The 15,047-nt window shown below is 69.0% G+C and carries 11 protein-coding genes; 8 read left to right on the forward strand and 3 right to left on the reverse strand.

Annotated elements, in window-relative coordinates:
* Positions 1–35 precede the first annotated feature (35 nt).
* Positions 36–1,514 carry an MFS transporter gene (locus J2853_RS09610; RefSeq protein WP_307556640.1) on the reverse strand — a complete coding sequence of 493 codons (1,479 nt, stop codon included), beginning with the start codon at positions 1,512–1,514 and terminating at the stop codon, positions 36–38.
* A gap of 151 nt (positions 1,515–1,665) precedes the next feature.
* On the opposite strand from J2853_RS09610, the gene J2853_RS09615 reads away from it, so the two are divergent.
* The 3 genes from J2853_RS09615 to J2853_RS09625 all read left to right on the forward strand — a co-directional run bounded on the left by J2853_RS09615 (position 1,666) and on the right by J2853_RS09625 (position 4,066).
* Entirely contained in the window at positions 1,666–2,316 is a 651-nt protein-coding gene (locus J2853_RS09615) for a TetR/AcrR family transcriptional regulator (protein WP_307568634.1), read from the forward strand.
* A 303-nt stretch (positions 2,317–2,619) separates the two neighbouring features.
* The gene (locus tag J2853_RS09620) at positions 2,620–3,831 is read left to right on the forward strand and encodes a cytochrome P450 (RefSeq protein WP_307556641.1); all 1,212 of its coding nucleotides are present in this window, start codon (positions 2,620–2,622) and stop codon (positions 3,829–3,831) included.
* Positions 3,832–3,871: 40 nt separating this feature from the next.
* Complete coding sequence (locus J2853_RS09625; protein WP_307556642.1) at positions 3,872–4,066, forward strand: ferredoxin; 195 nt, start codon at positions 3,872–3,874, stop codon at positions 4,064–4,066.
* Between the two features lie 123 nt (positions 4,067–4,189).
* On the opposite strand, the gene J2853_RS09630 is transcribed toward J2853_RS09625, so the two are convergent.
* Positions 4,190–4,786, reverse strand: a complete 597-nt coding sequence (locus J2853_RS09630; protein WP_307556643.1) for a helix-turn-helix domain-containing protein — start codon at positions 4,784–4,786, stop codon at positions 4,190–4,192.
* A gap of 76 nt (positions 4,787–4,862) precedes the next feature.
* Here J2853_RS09630 and J2853_RS09635 point away from each other — a divergent pair, with 76 nt between their 5' ends.
* The 4 genes from J2853_RS09635 (at position 4,863) to J2853_RS09650 (ending at position 12,343) form a co-directional block, all read left to right on the forward strand.
* Positions 4,863–5,780 carry a class I SAM-dependent methyltransferase gene (locus J2853_RS09635; protein ID WP_307556644.1) on the forward strand — a complete coding sequence of 306 codons (918 nt, stop codon included), beginning with the start codon at positions 4,863–4,865 and terminating at the stop codon, positions 5,778–5,780.
* A gap of 422 nt (positions 5,781–6,202) precedes the next feature.
* The gene (locus J2853_RS09640; protein ID WP_307556645.1) at positions 6,203–10,156 is read left to right on the forward strand and encodes a metallophosphoesterase; all 3,954 of its coding nucleotides are present in this window, start codon (positions 6,203–6,205) and stop codon (positions 10,154–10,156) included.
* 68 nt (positions 10,157–10,224) lie between these two features.
* On the forward strand, positions 10,225–11,358 hold the full coding sequence (locus J2853_RS09645; protein WP_307556646.1) for a HupE/UreJ family protein: 1,134 nt from the start codon (positions 10,225–10,227) through the stop codon (positions 11,356–11,358).
* Positions 11,359–11,704: 346 nt separating this feature from the next.
* Complete coding sequence (locus tag J2853_RS09650; RefSeq protein WP_307556647.1) at positions 11,705–12,343, forward strand: nitroreductase family protein; 639 nt, start codon at positions 11,705–11,707, stop codon at positions 12,341–12,343.
* A gap of 218 nt (positions 12,344–12,561) precedes the next feature.
* Here J2853_RS09650 and J2853_RS09655 read toward each other — a convergent pair whose 3' ends face one another.
* Complete coding sequence (locus tag J2853_RS09655; protein ID WP_307554052.1) at positions 12,562–13,797, reverse strand: IS701 family transposase; 1,236 nt, start codon at positions 13,795–13,797, stop codon at positions 12,562–12,564.
* Positions 13,798–13,947: 150 nt separating this feature from the next.
* Between J2853_RS09655 and J2853_RS09660 the strand changes: the two genes are divergently transcribed.
* On the forward strand, positions 13,948–15,045 hold the full coding sequence (locus J2853_RS09660) for an IS630 family transposase (protein WP_307554255.1): 1,098 nt from the start codon (positions 13,948–13,950) through the stop codon (positions 15,043–15,045).
* Positions 15,046–15,047: the final 2 nt, after the last annotated feature.

Consider the following 15,047-nt stretch of genomic DNA (forward strand, 5'->3'; position numbering starts at 1 on the left):
GAGTGCCGCTCAGTCCGCCTGCGGAAAGGGAACGGTCACGAACCGGCGGAGGGCGCCGTGGCCGGAGTCGGGGCGAGGGGGTGCGGTGCCACCGGGGCCGGAGCCGGGCGGCGGCGAGGGAGGAAGGCCGCGAAAACGAAGGCGACGAGAGCCGCCCCGGCGCCGATGGCCATGACCGTGCGGAAGCCGTTCGCGGAGGGGAAGGTGGCGGCGCCGACGGTGGTGGTCATCTGGGCCAGGACGACGCCGGCCACCGCGCTGGAGATCGAGGTGCCCATGGACCGCATCAGCGTGTTGAAACTGTTGGCGGCGGCCGTCTCCGACACCGGCACGGCCGCCATGACCAGCGCGGGCATGGCTCCGTACGCGAGGCCGATGCCGGCTCCGATCACGGCGGAGACGAGCACGAGGTGCCAGACGGCGGACATCAGCGCGATGCTCAGGCCGTAGCCGGCGGCGACCACGATGGCGCCGAGCATCAGTGTCACCTTCGGGCCCTTGGCCTTCGAGATCCGCGCGGACAGAGGTGCCGTGACCATCATCACCAGACCGGACGGCGCCAGCACCAGGCCCACGGCCAGCATCGACTGGCCCAGGCCGTAGCCGGTGGCCTTCGGCAGCTGCAGAACCTGCGGAAGCACCAGGGACATCGCGAACATCGCGAATCCGAACACCGCGGACGCGAGGTTGGTGAACAGCACCTGCCGGCGGACGGTGGTGCGCAGGTCCACCAGCGGCTCCCGGGTGCGCAGTTCCCACCAGCCCCACAGGAGGAGTACGACGACCGACACGCCGAACAGGCCCAGGGTCTGGGCACTGCCCCAGCCCCAACCGGCGCCCTTGGAGATGGCCAGCAGCAGGCAGAGCAGTCCGGTCGACAGCCCGGCCGCACCTACCACGTCGAAGCGTCCTCCGGTGCGGACGGCGGACTCCGGTACGAGCGTCAGCACGAGCACGGTGGCGACGGCGCCGAAGCCCGCCGCCGTCCAGAACAGCATGTGCCAGTCGGCGCGTTCGGCCAGCAGGGCCGCCGCGGGCAGGCCGAGTGCGCCGCCCACCCCCAGCGAGGCGCTCATCAGCGCGGTCGCGGAGCCGAGCCGCTCGGCCGGGAGTTCGTCGCGCATGATGCTGATCCCCAGCGGGATGACCCCGGCTGCCAGACCCTGAAGCGCGCGTCCGACGACCAGGGGCGTCAAGGTGTCGCTGAGAGCGGCGACGGCCGAACCCGCCACCAGCAGGACAAGGCTGAGCAGCAGCATGCGTCGCTTGCCGTACATGTCACCCAGCCGTCCCATCACCGGCGTCGCGACGGCGCCGGCGAGCAGCGTGGCGGTGATCGCCCAGGTGGCGTCGGACGGGGAGGCTCCCAGGAGCGTGGGAAGTTGGGGGATGAGCGGGATGATCAAGGTCTGCATGAGCGAGACCACGATCCCGGAGAGAGCCAGCACCGCCACGATGGTGCTCGCCCGCGATGGGGCGACGGTTTGGGCGGTTTGGGAAGGGGTGCGGGGCATGGTGATGCTTTCGTTTCGGCATCCAAGACAAGCGCGATGACGAGCATTAAATCAAGCGCTTGACTTAAGCTAACAGCAATAGGTTTACTGACCGCCAACGGGTGGTCGTTCCGGAAGGAGGTGCCCACGATGAGGCAGGGTGACGGTGAGCATGGCCGTCCGGGCTGAGCGGGTCAGCGCGACGCGAGAGCAGATCCTGGCGGCGGCGGAGCGGCTGTTCGCCGAGCACGGGGTGTTCGCCGTGTCCAACCGTCAGGTCAGTGAGGCCGCCGGGCAGGGCAACAACACCGCGGTCGGCTATCACTTCGGTACGAAAGCAGACCTGGTGCGGGCGATCGTGCGTAAACACACCGAGCGGATCGAGCGGATCCGCCAGGGCATGGTGGCCGAGGCCGGTCGTTCGGCCGAGGTGCGAGACTGGGTGGCCTGCCTGGTGCGACCGGTCGCCGAACATCTGGCCGCCCTGGGCAACCCGACGTGGTTCGCCCGGTTCGGCGCCCAGGTGATGACCGATCCCACCCTGCGCGACATCATGATCGACGAGGCTCTCACCTCCCCCTCGCTTCGGCAGATGCTCGACGGGCTGCACCGGTGCCTTCCCGAGTTACCGGCCGAGGTGCGGGCCGAGCGCGCCGACATGGCGAGACAGCTGATGATCCATATGTGCGCCGAGCGCGAGCGCGCTCTCGCCGACGGTCTCCCCACACCTCGGTCCAGCTGGCACGACGCCGCCACGGGGCTGATCGACGCGATCACCGGGATGTGGCTGGCCCCCGTCACGCCAGAGCCGCGGACGAACTGAACCGGAGAGGAAGCCATGACCGCCCTCGGCGGCGACCGGCCCATCGCCTCGCCCCCGCTCCCGGCCCGGCGCGTCCGGGGCTGGGATCCGAGCCCACGGCCGCCGTCCGCCGAGGCCGGGGTGGCCGTCCCGGACGGTCACCCGCCGGCGACCACTGGTCGCGCGACGCCCCCCGACGGCACGATCACCACCGTCCCCGGCCGGAACATACCCGGGCAGGGAGGCACGGCGCCTCTCCGGTCTCGCTCCGGCCCTGTGGCAGCGAACGGAAAGATCAACTACTTCTCGGAAGGAAAGCGATCGATGACCGAAACGTTGAACCAGGCGGAAATCCCACAGTTCCCGATGGCCAGGGCGGCGGGCTGCCCGTTCGATCCACCGCCGACGCTGAAGGCCCTGCAGGAGGAGGGCCCACTCGTCAAGGTCAGGCTGTGGGACGGCAGGACGCCGTGGCTGGTGACCCGGCACGCCGAACAGCGGGCACTGCTGGCCGACCCGAGGGTCAGCGCCGACATCACCCGCCCCGGCTATCCGGGCCAGACCCCGATCAGCGGCGGGTCCCCTCTGAGCTTCATCCTGATGGACGATCCCGAGCACGCCCGGTTGCGGCGGATGGTGACGGCGCCGTTCGCCGTCAAGCGGGTGGAGGCTCTGCGGCCGGTCGTGCAGAAGATCGTGGACGAGCTCATCGACGACCTGCTGGCCGGTCCCAAGCCCGTCGATCTGGTCGAGGCGTTCGCCCTGCCGGTGCCCTCGCTGGTGATCTGCGAGTTGCTCGGCGTGCCGTACTCCGACCACGACTTCTTCCAGGACAACAGCAAGACCATCGTCAAGCGCGACGTGACACCCGAGCAGCGGGCCGCCGCCGGCGGCCGGCTGGCCGAATATCTGGGCGACCTGGTGGGCCGCAAACTCGCCGACCCCGGAGACGACCTGCTGTCCCAGCTGGCCGGACGGGTCAAGGCCGGGGAGCTGTCCCAGCGGGAAGCCGCCCAGATGGGCGTGCTCCTGCTCATCGCCGGGCACGAGACCACCGCGAACATGATCGCCCTCGGCACGCTGGCACTGCTCCAGCACCCTCACCAGCTGGCCCTCCTGCGCGAGAGCGACGATCCGAAGCTGGTCGCGGGAGCGGTGGAGGAACTTCTGCGTTATCTCAACATCACCCACAGCGGGCGTCGCCGGGTCGCCCTGGAGGACATCGAGATCGCCGGCCAGGTCATCCGTGCCGGCGACGGGCTGATCATGGCCAATGACATCGGCAACCGCGATGCCGCGACCTTCCCCGACCCCGACGAGCTGGACATCCGCCGCGACGCCCGCCTCCACGTGGCCTTCGGCTTCGGAGTGCACCAGTGCCTGGGGCAGCCACTGGCCCGGATGGAACTACAGGTCGTCTACAGCACCCTCTACCGGCGCATCCCCACGTTGCGCGCGGCGACGGATCTGGACCAGATCTCGTTCAAGCACGACGGGCAGGTCTACGGCGTCTACGAACTCCCCGTGACCTGGTGATTTTCCCGGCATCTCCATCAACGGCAATCAAGAGGATCTCATGAGGATAACCATCGACCAGGACAAGTGCGTCGCCTCCGGCCAGTGTGTGACGGCCGCCATGGACGTGTTCGACCAGCGTGACGAGGACGGCATCGTGGTGCTGCTCACCTCCACCCCACCGGCCGAACTGGCCGACGACGTCCGGCAGGCCGCGATCCTGTGCCCCGCGCTGGCCATCCACATCGAGGAATGACGAACGGGCCGGCCGAACCCCCGGGACGCGACCGCCGGAAACGAGTGGCGGCCGTCCCGTTCGAGGGTGATCGCACGCCGGCCACCATCCTGAGCGGGGGCACCGAGATCACCGATCCCATCGTCACCCGCCGGATCCGGCGCGGGGCTTCGCACGGACGTGCATGCGCTCTCCCTGCCTTCCGAAGAGGCTGAGGATCTCGACGGGCCGCCCGTCCGCGCTGCTGAACCAGTGGGGCAGCCGGGTGTCGAACTCGGCGACCTCGCCGGGACCGAGGATCAGATCGTGCTCGGCGAGGACGAGCCGCAGCCGGCCGTCCAGCACGTACAGCCACTCGTAGCCCTCGTGCGTGCGGAGATCCGGCTCGGCGCCCCGGTCGGTGATGATCATCTTGTACGCCTGGAGAGGCCCCGGACCCCGGGACAGGGGTATGAACGTACCGCCGTTCGGCAGGGTGCGGGGTGTCAGCCGTATCCGGGGATCTCCCACTTCGGGGGCGCCGACCAGGTCGTCCAGGGGCACGTGGTACGCACCGGCGAGCGGCAGCAGCAGTTCCAGGCTGGGACGCCGCTGCCCGGACTCCAGTCGGGAAAGGGTGCTCTTGGAGATGCCGGTCTCCTCGGAGAGCGCGGCCAGGGTGAGGCCGCGCTTGGCGCGCAGCCGTCTGAGCCGGGGGCCGACCTCGTCGAGGACCGATTGGTGGGGCGGTGGTCTGTCCATGCGGGCATTCCATCCCTTTGTCCCGGAACTGGCAACAGGAGTTGCCGTCGCCACCCGGCGGGCGCAAACTCCCGGCATGAGCCCACACAGCGCTTCCGGACACGGACACGGACACCACCACACCGACATCGACTGGGAGGTCATGGCCTCCCGGCTGGAGAAGGGCGGCGAGTTGCAGCTCCCGGTCCTCCGCCGGACGGCGGCCCGCCTGAGGGAGCTGCTCGGGCCGGAGAGGGAGATCCGGCGCATCCTTGACATCGGCAGCGGGCCGGGCGTGATGACCTGCGTGTTCGCCGAGACCTTCGCGGACGCCGAGGCGGTCGCCGTGGACGGCGCGCCCGGCCTGCTGGACCGCGCCCTGGCCCGTGCCGAGCGCCTCGGCCTCGGCGGCAGGGTGGCCGTCCGGCACGCGGAGCTACCCGAGGGCCTGGACGGCGATGACGAGCACGGGGAAGGCGGTCTCGGCACGGCGGATCTGATCTGGAGCAGCAAGGCCGTACACCACCTCGGAGATCAGCAGGGTGCGCTGAACGCGCTCGCCGGGGCGCTGAGGCCCGGCGGGCTGCTCGCCGTGGCCGAGGGCGGCCTGCCGATGCGCTTCCTCCCGCGCGACATCGGCATCGGCAGGCCGGGCCTCCAGGCCCGGCTCGACGTCGTCCAGGAGGACTGGTTCGAGATCATGCGAGCCGAACTGCCCGGCAGTACCACCGTGGTCGAGGACTGGCCCGCGATGCTCAGCCGCGCCGGGCTCACCCGAACCGGCGGCTTCACGTCCCTGCTCGACCTGCAGGCGCCTCTGGGCGAGGCGGCCCGCGCCTTCCTGCACGCCCATCTGACCCGGCTGCGGGAGACGACGAGCGAGTTCCTGGACACGGAGGACCGCGGGACACTCGACGTGCTGCTCGATCCCGTGGCGCCGGGGGGCATCCTGCGGCGGCCCGACGCCTTCCTCCTCTCCGCCACCACGGTCTTCACGGGCGTGCGACCGACGTGAAGAGGAGCCGGGGCAATGGACGGAAACGCGCAACGGACGCCCCGGTCCGGCGGGTGCTCGCCGTCCATGCCGTTGTCCCCGCTCGGCGTCGGCATCACCGGCACGGTGACGGCGATGAAGGAACGTCCCCGATCGACGAATTCCGGTGACACCTGGCGGGGCCCGAATTCTGATGGTGACGAAAGATCGTAGTCAGTTACCGGCGTCAATGTTCGGATATATGGTCATTTGTCGATCTTGTAACCTAGTTGGTCCTGTCTCGTAACAGGTGATCATAGTGAGCCGGATAGTTCCGCTTTCCTTTGGTTTCTTCACGCACGCCGTTCATTCGTCCGCTCCAGTCTGACCGCCCGAAGGGCAAGCCGCCCGATCGGTACTCATGAGCGGAACAGAAGGGACTGCACTTGATGCAGCCAAGGGCAGTGCGAAAGTTACTGGGTGGCCTGGGGAGCCGACGGCGTTTCGCCGCAGCCGGCGCGGTCGCGGTGCTGCTGGTGAGCAGCCTCGTGACCGCGGCCTACGCCGACCCGGGACCGGAGGAACAGGGGCGGGGACGGCCCAGCCCGACGCCGACCGGCTCACAGACCCCTCCGGTGCTCACCCCCGTGAGCGGTTCGTACCTCGGGGGCACGGTGAAGGTCGCGGCGACCCCGACCGTGGCCGGTGACAGTGTCACGAAACTCGCCGTCGACGGCACCGCGCTCAACGCCACCCGTACGGTGGGCGTCTCCAGGCTCAGCTTCGACGTCGGCTCGAACTCGACGGAGGCGCAGTACCACAGCTACGTGCTCGTCAACGGCGTCTACCGCAGCGACATCGGCGACCACGTGAACGAGCGGGCGACCATCGAGATCCCGAACGAGCACCTCGTCAAGGGAGAGAACACCGTCGAGATCGTCGTCGGTACGATCCAGAGCTCATGCGGTGTCAACCACGACGACTTCGTGCTGTCCGAGGTGGGTCTGGAACTGCTCGGTGAGGTCGCGGACGGCGAGGAGAATCCCTACACCCTCTCCTTCGGCGACGGCAGCTGCGGCACGAACACCTCGCTGCTGACGCGCGCCACGCTCACGTTCTTCGTCCAGTCCGACCCGCAGGGCACCACGGGTCTCACCGCGGACGTGGACACGACGACGCTGGCGGGCGGCGAGCACGTCATCACCGCCACGACCGCGGCCAAGGTGACCGTCAAGAACACCGTGACCGTGAACAACGCTCCGGCCGGGGCGCCGCGACTGCTGCCGGTGGACGGCACGCTCGTGGCGGGCACCAAGCCGGTCTTCGCGACGGTCCCCGCCGGAGGCGAGGGCGGCGTCGCGTCCCTGACCGTCGACGGCGACAAGCCGGTCACGAAGGCCACGCTCGGCAACGGCGTCGCGAAGTTCGGTTTCGACGTGGGCGCGGACTCGATCGACGACAGGTTCGACAACTTCCTGCTCGTCAACGGCAAGCGCATCGACCTGGGCGGCTCCTGGGCGAACCAGCGCGTGACCGTCGCGGTCCCGGCACGGTTCCTGGTGCCCGGCGAAAACACGATCAAGGTCGTCACCGGTGACCTCAAGGAGTCCTGCGGCAACAACCGCGACGATTTCACGATCGCCAACCTGGACCTCGCCTTCGACGGCGCCACCGTGACCGGCCGGGACGTCAAGCCCTCGTACGACCTGGGCGACGGCACCTGCGGCAGCGTTCAGACCCTCCTCCGCGAGGCCGAGCTGCGCTACACGATCGACGCCCCGGCGGTGAACGTCATCGAGACGCTCGGCTCGGGTAACGCCACCCTCAGCTTCAACGTGGCAAGTAACTCGATCGAGGCGCGCTACCAGAACTTCGTGCTCGTCAACGGCCAGAAGGTCGTGCTCGACGGCGACTTCGTGAGCCGGCGCGTCGACCTCACGATCCCGAACGAGTACCTCGTGCCCGGCTGGAACACGATCGACTTCGTGACCGGCACCTTCCCGACGTCGTGCGGCAACAACCGCGACGACTTCGCGATCTCGAACATCGCCCTCACCCCTGCGCAGGGCACGGCGACCGGTCAGATGCTCAAGGCCTCGTACGGCATGGGCGACGGCAACTGCGGCGACACCGTGAACTCGCTGACGGAGATCGACCTCGAATTCCTCGTGGACGCGCCGGCCCGCGGCCTGCGCGCGGACCTCGACACCACCGCCGTCAAGGACGGCAGGCACACCCTGGCCGCGGCGTCGGCCACGGGCCAGGTCGCCACCCGCCTGCTGATCACCGACAACTCGGCGCCGGCGGTCGCCAGGAGCGTCCCGGCCGCGGGCAAGAAGATCAACGCCTCGGTCGTGCTGGACGTCAAGCTCGAGGACGCCTCTGGCGTCGTGTCCGGGCCGGACGTCAAGCTCGACGGCCGGCCGATCGAGCTGGGCGCCCAGGTGGGCCCGGGCCTGCACTCCGGTAAGCACACCCTGGCGGTGACCGGCGCCGACGGGCTCGGCAACACCCTGACCCGCGAGATCGTGTTCGAATCCGCGGGCATCCCGGACGTCCCCACCGAGCTGACCCCGGCGCTGGGGGCCGTCGACGTGTCGGATCCCGTCAAGCTCTCGGCGAAGGTGGCCGAACCCGACGGCGGCCAGGTGACGGCGACGTTCTCCGAGGCCGAGATCCTGACACCCGACGAGGTGTTCCAGGGCACGGCCGCCTCCGTCCCCACGACCCTGAAGGTCCCGGGCGAGAAGAAGGCCAGGGCCACAGGACTCGATCCCGCCGACGGCAGGACACTCGACGCGCCCGTCGGCCAGGACGTCACCTACCAGCGGTACGACGTCCGGGTGAAGGGTCACGTGGACTCCCCGGTCCTGCGCTGGGAGGGCGTCATCGACCCGGAGCGCCTGGCTTCGCTGCGGGTGTGGAACACGAAGACCAAGGCGTGGGACCTGCTGACGAGCGCCCGCGGCGCCGCCGAGGGCAAGACCGTTCTCACGGCCGTCGTCGACGGGGACCACATCGACAAGCAGGAGGTCCACGTCATGGTGACGGGCGAGGACCCGTTCGCCGACGACATCGAGCCCGGTGACCCGAACGGCTTCGCCGACCCCGCCTCCTACGACTTCTCGATCGTCCACTACACCGACACGCAGTACATCTCCGAGGGCGCGGTGGAGCAGGAGACCCCCGAAGAGCGGGCGGTGTGGGAGTCCGCCTACTCCGGCGTCGTCGACTGGATCAAGGCGAACAAGGACACACGCAAGATCTCGTATGTCGCGCACACCGGCGACATCATCGAGAACAACATCCGCAAGCCCACGGACGAGGCCATGCAGCGGCAGGTCGTCGGCGAGTTCGAGGTGTCCTCGAAGCAGCAGCGCGTGCTGGACGACGCGGACATCCCGAACGGCGTGATCGCCGGCAACCACGACAACCAGTCGGGCACCGAGGACGGGCCGGACGCGATCTACAACAGGTACTACGGCCCGAGCCGGTACCAGGACGCCTCGCAGGGCTGGCAGCACGCCAAGTACGGCGGGCCGTGGAAGGAAGGCGACAACCAGAACCACTACGACCTGTTCTCCGCGGGCGGGCTGGACTTCGTCGTGGTCGGCCTGTCGTACGGCGTGACGAGGGACGAGGCCGAATGGGCCGACTCCGTCTTCAAGAAGTTCCCCGACCGCAACGGCATCCTGCTCTCGCACGACTACCTCGTGCCGAGCACCAACCCCGACGGGCGCGGCGCCGGATTCTCCGCCCCCGACGGCTCGATGCTCTACAAGACGGTGGTCGAGAAGAACGCGAACGTCTTCCTCATCCTCGCGGGACACGAGCACGGCGTGGGCACCAACGTGAAGCCGAAGGTGGGCCAGGTCGGCAAGGGCGTGGTCGAGCTCCTGGCGGACTACCAGTTCTACACGGTGTCGGCGGACCGGCTCGGGCTCACCGAGGTCGGCGGGTACAACCCGACGGACCAGCTCCAGTTCGGCGCGAGCTTCTTCCGGTTGCTGCAGTTCAACGTCAAGAGGGCGGAGCTGAGCGTGGACACCTACTCCCCGCTGCTCAACGACTTCGGCGCCACCGAGTTCGACCCGCTGCGCCGCTACGACGGGCGCGAGGACAACATGGTGCTGCCGGTCGATCTCACCTCCCGCACGACGAGTTTCCAGACCGACTCGCTGGCGCTCTACAAGCCCACCCGGGTCGTCGGCAAGAGCAAGGTCGCGTCGGGTCAGGTCGCCTCGGTCACCTGGAACCGCCTCAAGGACGACACGGCCTACGCCTGGTTCGTCACGGCCCGTTCCTCCGGCGGCGGCGTGACCGCCTCCGAGCCGAGCGTCTTCGTCACGAAGGACGAGCACGGCCGTCCCGGTAAGTGGGGACCGGACTCGCCCATGTACCACTGGTTCCGCCGCTAACCCGTCACCGCCGCCCCGGACCCGGTCCGGGGCGGCATTCACCCATCCCCGACAGGGAGAGACGAGACATGTCCCGCAGGCGCTGGCCGTCCGCCGTCGTCCTCGCCGTCATCCTCGGCGGCGTGCTGGCCGGTCTGATGCGTCCCGCTCCGGCGGCGGCGCACGACGCGACCACGGCCGCCCACGCCGAGGTGACCGGCACGGGCGCGAACGTCAAGGTCGTGCTCGACCTCGAGTACGACCTCCTCATGAAGTCGGCCTGGCTCTACGCGGAGGCCTACGAGGCGAAGGAGCGGACCGAACAGCTCCGCCAACTCGCGATCAACCGCGACGCCGTGACCGCCTATGTCACGGACCGCTTCGCCGTGGCGTACGACGACAGGCCGTGCGCGCCCACGCCGGCGGGCGAGGCGGACGTCCGCGTCCGCGGCAAGGCGGCCTTCGCGGTGCTGACCTACGCCTACGCCTGTGCGGGCGGAGAGGGGGGAGTCCACGCGATCTCGAGCGCGCTGTTCCCCGACACCGAGAGCTTCGTCCACAGCACGGAGACACTCGTCCGCTACGACCTCGACGGGGAGAAGGGCTCCGCGGTCCTGGTCGCCAGGAACCCGACGCTGCGGGTCGGCGAGCACCCGGCGTCCCATCAGATCGGGGAGTTCTTCCTGCTCGGCGCCGAACACCTGCTGCTCGGCCTCGACCACATCTTCTTCCTGCTCGCGCTGCTCCTCGGCGCACGCCGCCTGCGCGACATCGTCGTCACGGCCTCCGCCTTCACGGCCGCCCACAGCATCACGTTCCTTCTGGCGGCCATGGGGATCGTGGACGTTCCGGGAGAGATCGTCGAACCCGTCATCGCGGCGTCGATCATCGTCGTGGCGGTCACCAACCTCCTGGGCCGCGGGGAGGACAGCCTGGGCAGATGGCGGCTGCCGATCGTCTTCGCCTTCGGCCTGGTGCACGGGCTGGGCTTCGCCGGGGCACTGGACATCAAGGAGAGCGGATCGTGGGAACTGCTCCTGTCGCTGCTGAGCTTCAACCTCGGCATCGAGGCGACACAGCTCGCGATCATCGCGGTGCTCTTCCCGCTGTTGCTGCTGCTGCGCCGGACGTCCGCGACTCGCTGGGCGATGGCCGCGATCTCGGTCCCCATCGTGGCGGTGAGCCTGTACTGGTTCCTCGACCGCATCCCGCTGCCGCTCTGACGAAAGCCGGTCCTGGGTGCCGTCGCAGTCACCCCCCGAGCCGGGCGACCGGCCGACTGAACGATGCCGGGGGTGCGGGCCACGCGGGGAAGGCGGAGGCCGGCGCGCCGTGCATCGGTAGCCGCTCGCCCGGCTTTGGGGACGTCGCGATCATTCCCCGGTCTCGCGGGCCGTCGGCGATGACGGCCTCGGTGGTCGGGAACGGCGCCGCGATGGAGGCGGTGTTCTGCAGCGCGGTGTGTCGGGCGCCGAACCGCGGGTCGTCGCCGGGCGGGCCGGTGGGAACGGCCGGCCTTCCCGCATCCCGCCGACCGGGCGCTCGGCATGGATCAATAAACTCCTCGGTATGACATTGCTTGACCTCAATCCGGACCAGTTGCTCTCCACCACCCGCGCCGTGCGCAAGCGTCTCGACTTCACGCGCCCGGTTCCCGACGACGTGATCAGCGAGTGCGTCGCGATGGCGTTGCAGGCGCCGTCGGGATCGAACATGGTGACCATGCGGTTCGTCGTGGTCCGCGACGAGGAGAAGCGACGCGCGATCGGCGACCTGTACGGGCAGGTGTACGCCATGTACAAGGCCTCGCCCGGCTACCCCGGCAAGCCGACCGGCGACCCCGAGCGCGACCGGATCCAGAGCCGGGTGGCGAGCTCGGCCGACTACCTGGGCGAGCACATGGGCGAGGCTCCCGTGCTGGTGATCGGCTGTAACGAGGGCAACGATCGGGCCTCGGCCACCGCGGGGATCGGCAACATTCTCCCGGCGACGTGGAGCTTCATGCTGGCGGCCCGGGCGCGCGGGCTCGGCACCGCCTGGACGTCGATGCACCTGGTCTACGAGCGGGAGGTCGCCGAGATCCTCGGCATCCCGTACGACACCGTCGCGCAGGCGGTGCTGACGCCGCTCGCCTACACCAAGGGCACCGACTTCCGTCCGGCTCACCGCCCGGACCCCGGTCAGGTGATCCACTGGGACGCCTGGTGAACTCCGGCGGCCTCGACGCGTCACACCTGGTCCAGGCCGGGGGAGGGCCGCGCGACACTATGCGGCCCTCCCCGAGTTCTTTCGGTGATCCGGCCTAGTAGGGCTTGGTTAGGTGGGGACGGGCTGGGCGTGTCTGGGTAACGCTCGGCGGCAGGTGGGGCAGATTCCGGCCCAGCACGCCAGGAGTAGTTGCAACTCGGCGATGATCCGGTAGGTGCTCAAACCGCAGCCGGCACTTTTGGGTCGAGCCGCTCCAGGGTGCAGAAGGCGTGTGCGACCGAGGCCAGGGTCACGTGATGGTGCCAGCCACTCCAGGTGCGGCCCTCGAAGTGGTCCAGACCCAGGCCGGTCTTCAACTCCCGGTAGTCGTGTTCGATGCGCCAGCGGATTTTGGCCAGGCGCACCAGGCGCCGTAGCGGGATGTCTGCCGGGAGGGTGGACAGCCAGTATTTGGTCGGCTCGCTCTCACCAGGTGGCCATTCGGCCAGCAGCCAGCACACCGGCAGATCCTCGCCCATGTGCGCGCGGCGGATCCGTAGCCCCGCCGGCCGTACCCGCAGCGCGACAAACCGTGAGCGCAACGGCCCCTTGGACCCGGCCCGCCAGGTCACCGCGTGCAGCGCGCGCCGTCCGGCGGCGGTCACGATCTGCTGGGCTGAGCGCGGCTTGTCTCGATAACGCGGCACCGGCCGCCGCCCAGTCCCCGCATACGGCGCGACCGTCCGGCCGGCATCGATGCCCAGCAGCGCGGTATCGGAGCGCACCCCCACCACGTAGCCGATGCCACGCTCGGTCAAGCCCAGACGAAAGGCCCCGTCTTGGCCATAGCCCTCATCGGCGACCACCAGCGGCGCCTCCAGCCCCCAGCAACACAGCTCATCGATCATGTCCAAAGCCAGCTGCCACTTGGGCACATGAGTGATGTCCGCGGGGATCCGGGCCCGTTGCCTGCGCGCCGCCACCGCGGCCGAATCCTCCGTGCGCGGTGAGGCCGCATCCCACCCCTCGGGCACGAACAGCCGCCAGTTCACCGGACAGGACGCGACGTCGGTGACCAGGTGCACACTCGGGGCGACCTGGCAGTTAGCGGTCTTGCCCAGCGCCCCGCAGTACTGCGGGGCCACTCCCGGCGACTCCTCACCATCCTTGACAAAGGACACATCATCGACCACCCAGGCGGCCGGGTTGATCGCCGTGTCCATCCGCCAGGCCAGCTCGGCCAGCACCAGTTGATGTGACCAGGGGGCGTCGGTGAGAAACTGCTGCAGCCCCTGGCGGTCCACGCCCAGCCGGGCCGCCATCGGCTCCATCGATTTACGGGCCCCGTCGGTCAGCAGGCCGCGCACATATCGTTCGCCCCATCGCCGCTGATCAGCACGGGCGAAACAGGAGAACACCTCGGCGGCGAACGTCTCCAGTCGCGCCCGCACGGCCTCGAGTTCTTGAGGGGTCATCTTCCCTCACCCCCAACGCAGGTGACATACCGTCTCCTACCCGAGGTAACCAAGTCCTACTAGTGGCCCGTCACTGAACCTTGGACGGGTAATTGATCTCCTGGGGTGAACCCGTCAGGCTGGCTGCTTCCGCAAGATAGGGAGGTGGTCATGGCGCGCCGACCAGAGGTGTTCGTCCGGCCGTTGTCGATGGAGGAAGGCCGCAGACTGCAGCGGATCACGAGGACCGCGAAGGATCCGATCAAGTTGCGGCGGGCGATCGTGGTGATGATGTCCGGCCAGGGCCAGTCGGTGCCGGACATCACCTCGTTGATGCAGGTCGGTGACGACTACGTCCGTGATGTCATCCACGCCTTCAACGAGCGGGGGTTTGACGCGCTGGACCCAAAATGGAGCGGGGGCCGTCCCCCGGCGATCAGTGAGCGGGTGCGTGAGCGCATCTGCCTGATCGCCAAGACGGTCCCCGCTGAGTGGGGCATCGCCGGCATGTCGACCTGGAGCCTGCGCACGCTGGCCGAGCACCTCATCGCCCGAGGGGTGGTGGCGGCGATCAGCCGCGAGCATCTGCGGCGGATCCTGCGCAAGGGCGGGGTGAGCTGGCAGACCACCACGACGTGGAAGGCATCCACCGACCCGCACTTCATCGCCAAGATGCGACGCGTGCTGAAGCTGTATGACAGCCCGCCCGCTGATGGGCGGGTGATCTGCGTCGATGAGCTCGGGCCGCTGAATCTGCTGCCGCGTAAGGGCAAACGGTGGCGACCTCAGGGTTCACCGGCCCGGCTGCGGGCCACCTACCATCGCTACGACGGCGTCATGCAGATGATCGCGGCCCTGGATCTGGCCACCGGCAAGCTGTTTTACCGCATCCGCAAACGCAAACGCTGGCGGGAGTTCTTGTCCTTCCTCAAGACGCTCCGGGCGCGCTGGCCTGGCGAAAAACTGCATGTGATCATGGATAACTACTCGCCGCACAAGCACCGCGAGGTCCGCGCCTGGGCGGCTGCCAACGATGTCGAGCTGGTGTTCCTGCCGACCTATGGCTCGTGGTTGAACTGGATCGAGTCAGAATTCGCCGCCTTGCGCTACTACGCCCTCAATGGCACTGATCACCGCAGCCATGCCGAGCAGAACGCGGCGATCGGCGCCTATGTGCGCTGGCGCAACGCCCAAGCCCGGCCCAAGACGAACTTCGCCGCCAGCTCACCCATCAGAAGCTGGACCAGTTACCCGGCCAAGGTTGCGTGACG

It is taken from the genome of Streptosporangium lutulentum, assembly GCF_030811455.1.
Classification (GTDB): domain Bacteria; phylum Actinomycetota; class Actinomycetes; order Streptosporangiales; family Streptosporangiaceae; genus Streptosporangium; species Streptosporangium lutulentum.